The 3,000-nt window shown below is 34.0% G+C and carries 1 protein-coding gene; it reads right to left on the reverse strand.

Annotation, left to right across the window (positions count from 1 at the left end; all coding sequences use genetic code 11):
- Positions 1 to 106 precede the first annotated feature (106 nt).
- A partial coding sequence (gene cas3f / locus PSN35_RS06805; RefSeq protein ID WP_300031279.1) for a type I-F CRISPR-associated helicase Cas3f occupies positions 107 to 3,000 on the reverse strand: 2,894 nt, incomplete at its 5' end.

Here is a 3,000-nt window from a genome sequence, read left to right on the forward strand (position 1 = left end):
TATTATTAGTTATTTGTCCCCCCCCCCCACGGAGGTGTGGGGGGGGTGGTGTAATGTTGTTTGTGAAACCCCGGAGGTTTTGGTGGTGGTTTTTATTGGTTATTGTTTAACAAAAAGTAATTTTGTATTGTTTATTTTTACGTTCGTAACCACCCCATTTGTCTTTTTCTACAAAACCTTCATCAAGCGTTAAAAATAAAGTAATTTCACCCAAGCTTTCTCTAAATTTAACATCAACTTGTGGCATCGCACTTAGCCACCAATTTGATTCAAACCAGCCTTTTAAGGTGCTTGAGTCAATTACTTTATCAAGTAATAATTTATTTATTACCTTATGCTCTAGGTCTGCCAAATTTCTTGTTGGTGATGGATTATCAGATTTTTGAATGCGATTAGTTGCATCTAACTTATTTGCTAATTGTTCAACATCAACCAAGTCATTCAAATTATATTTATCCAAATCATCGGCATTTTTTTGATAACCTGGATTGTTGAAAACAGCTATTTTTCTTAAACCTTCTTCACCTTTTTCAGAAACAACTTTTAAGGTTTTATAGTTGTATTTCATAATAGCAATATTGGTTTTACTAATTTTTCTATCTCTATGCCGTAAAACTCGACCTGCCATTTGCACAAATGAACGAAAAGAAGATGGCTCTATAACCGCCCAATCAAAATCATGATCCCTACCTACCTCCTCAACAGGCGTTGCCACCAAAACAAAAATAATATTTTTATTGACAGAGGTTTTAACAATATCTTCGTCTAAAATTTTTTCAAGTTTATGGCGATTTTTTAAAATGCTGTCTAAGTATTTTTCTTGACTGTGTCGCATTAACAAAACCTGTTGAGAATGATATGACATTGTTCTAATTTCAGTATTTTCTGGCAACGAGCAAGTTAAAAAATATTTTGTTAATTCAATACAGGGTTTAATATTTGCCATTCGCACCACCCCAATACTTATTTTGTTTTCTTTTTTATCTTTAAAATAATTATCTTGGTGTTTGATGATAACTTCGTTTTTAATAGCTTTACAATATTTATCAATATCAGTGCTACATTCAGCAATATTAACCTTGCGTTTTGGAGGTTCTTCGGCTAATTTGATAATGCGTTTATCAATAAATGCATTATGTTGGTGTTGATAATTTTCAACCGTTTTAACATGTGTGTTAAACTCATCCGTCCATAAACAACCAATATCCAAACTTTTACCCCGCATTTTGGCAAAAATATGCCAACCAGATTGATAAGCGTTAAAAAATCCTAACGCCAAATCAGGTGGAATAGTTGCTGATGAAATCATGACCTTTCGCCCAAGCATTCCTGCGTGATGAATAAGGCGCCCAATTGCAATTAAGTCTTTACCATCAAAATCATCAACCTCATCAATGACCAAATCAGACGACATTAATCGCAAGAAAGGTAAAATATATTTTCCACCTCGCCTACTCTCTGTTACGCCGATAATGTGATCTATAGTACAAGATAAAACAGGTGCATACAGCATTTGCTTAGACTTCTTGTTTCTTAAGATGGTGTCCAGCCCTTCCGACAAATCGCCTTTAAAACTTATTTCATTGTCAAAAATATTAGCTTGTGATTCTGACCCAGTAGCGCCTTCCTCTATTTTTTCACCTGCTTGGTTGTTATTGTGTAAATCGTTGATAGCCTTTGAGCCAATTAAAACTGCCAACTCATCATCTTTTAACTTTATTTTATCTCTATATTCATCTCCTGTTTGCAAGGTCAAAGTTCGTAGCCCTAACGCCAAAACAAAACGCAAAGAATCCGCCTTGGGTGATAATGCCATCATAATTTTTGCATTAGCAAAGGTTTTACCCTTGCCTGTTGATGCCATATTAATCGCAAAAAAACCAAATTGACTTTTATATATTTTATTTTTATCACGCCAGTCTTTGATTTTCTTAACCGATTTATCTTGCCAGTCATATTTTTTAGGACTTGGTTTTTTTAATTGTAAATTATCAAATGCAGAAGGCATATTCTCAAATTCTAATAATTTATCAACATTTTTTCTAGTTTGGTTTGCCACTCCTAAAATATGTTCGTCTAAATATTGTTTTAATCCATTCTTATCAGTATTAGCATATAAAACTTTAAGCTCACTTTGATAATTACCGTCTTTTTCTTGCGATGAAAAATAATGATCAGCAAGCATTAAACAAGTTCTTGCGTAACTAAGTGTTAATCTATATGTGCCAATTTGTAGCGATTTTTCTAAATCAGGTAAAGATTCCTTTATTTTTCTCGCCCATCTTTTTACTTGAGATTGCCACTTTTTACTTTCACCTAACAGTTCATCGAACTCAATACAATCTGTTAAATTTTCTTGATTATCTTTTGCATAACCCCATTTCTCGTCAAACAAATCCATTGTTTGTTGAAAATCAAAATATTTTTCAGTCCACTTGTTGGCTTCGATATTTTCTTTACTCTCTATAGGCAATAAGTGATGAGTAAAAATCAACCAAGCAACCATCTTTCCAGTTATTGACATGGTCGCCAATGGGTTTTTAGCATCATCAAGCGTTAATTTTTCAAACCGCATACCATTGATTGACAAATCATTTAGCCAAACTTCATCCTCACGACTGTCTATGAATTTTGACAAAATAATAATTGACACCCATTCATGTCTGATGGCATCGGCATACTTAGGGTCTCTTAGTTTTTTTTGAAAAGCTTTTGAGGCTTTACCCAAATCATGAAATAAAGCTGCTAAAACTGCTAAAGCCCTAATCAAGTGAATATTTTCCATTTCAAACTCCCCAATAAATTTATCTTGCTCTGTCCAATTAACCGCCACAATTCCCTCACTATTAAATTTGTCTCTTTTTCCAACCACCCAAAGCAATTCTGTTCTAATTCTTGATTTTAATTGATGACAACTAACGGCAGTATTTTTGCTGGCGGTGCGTTTTAACAATTTTTGCACGGCATCTAGCCCTTCTGCGGTGATGGGGGTTTGCCATG

The sequence above is a fragment of the Candidatus Thioglobus sp. genome (assembly GCF_028599055.1).
Lineage (GTDB): Bacteria > Pseudomonadota > Gammaproteobacteria > PS1 > Pseudothioglobaceae > Thioglobus_A.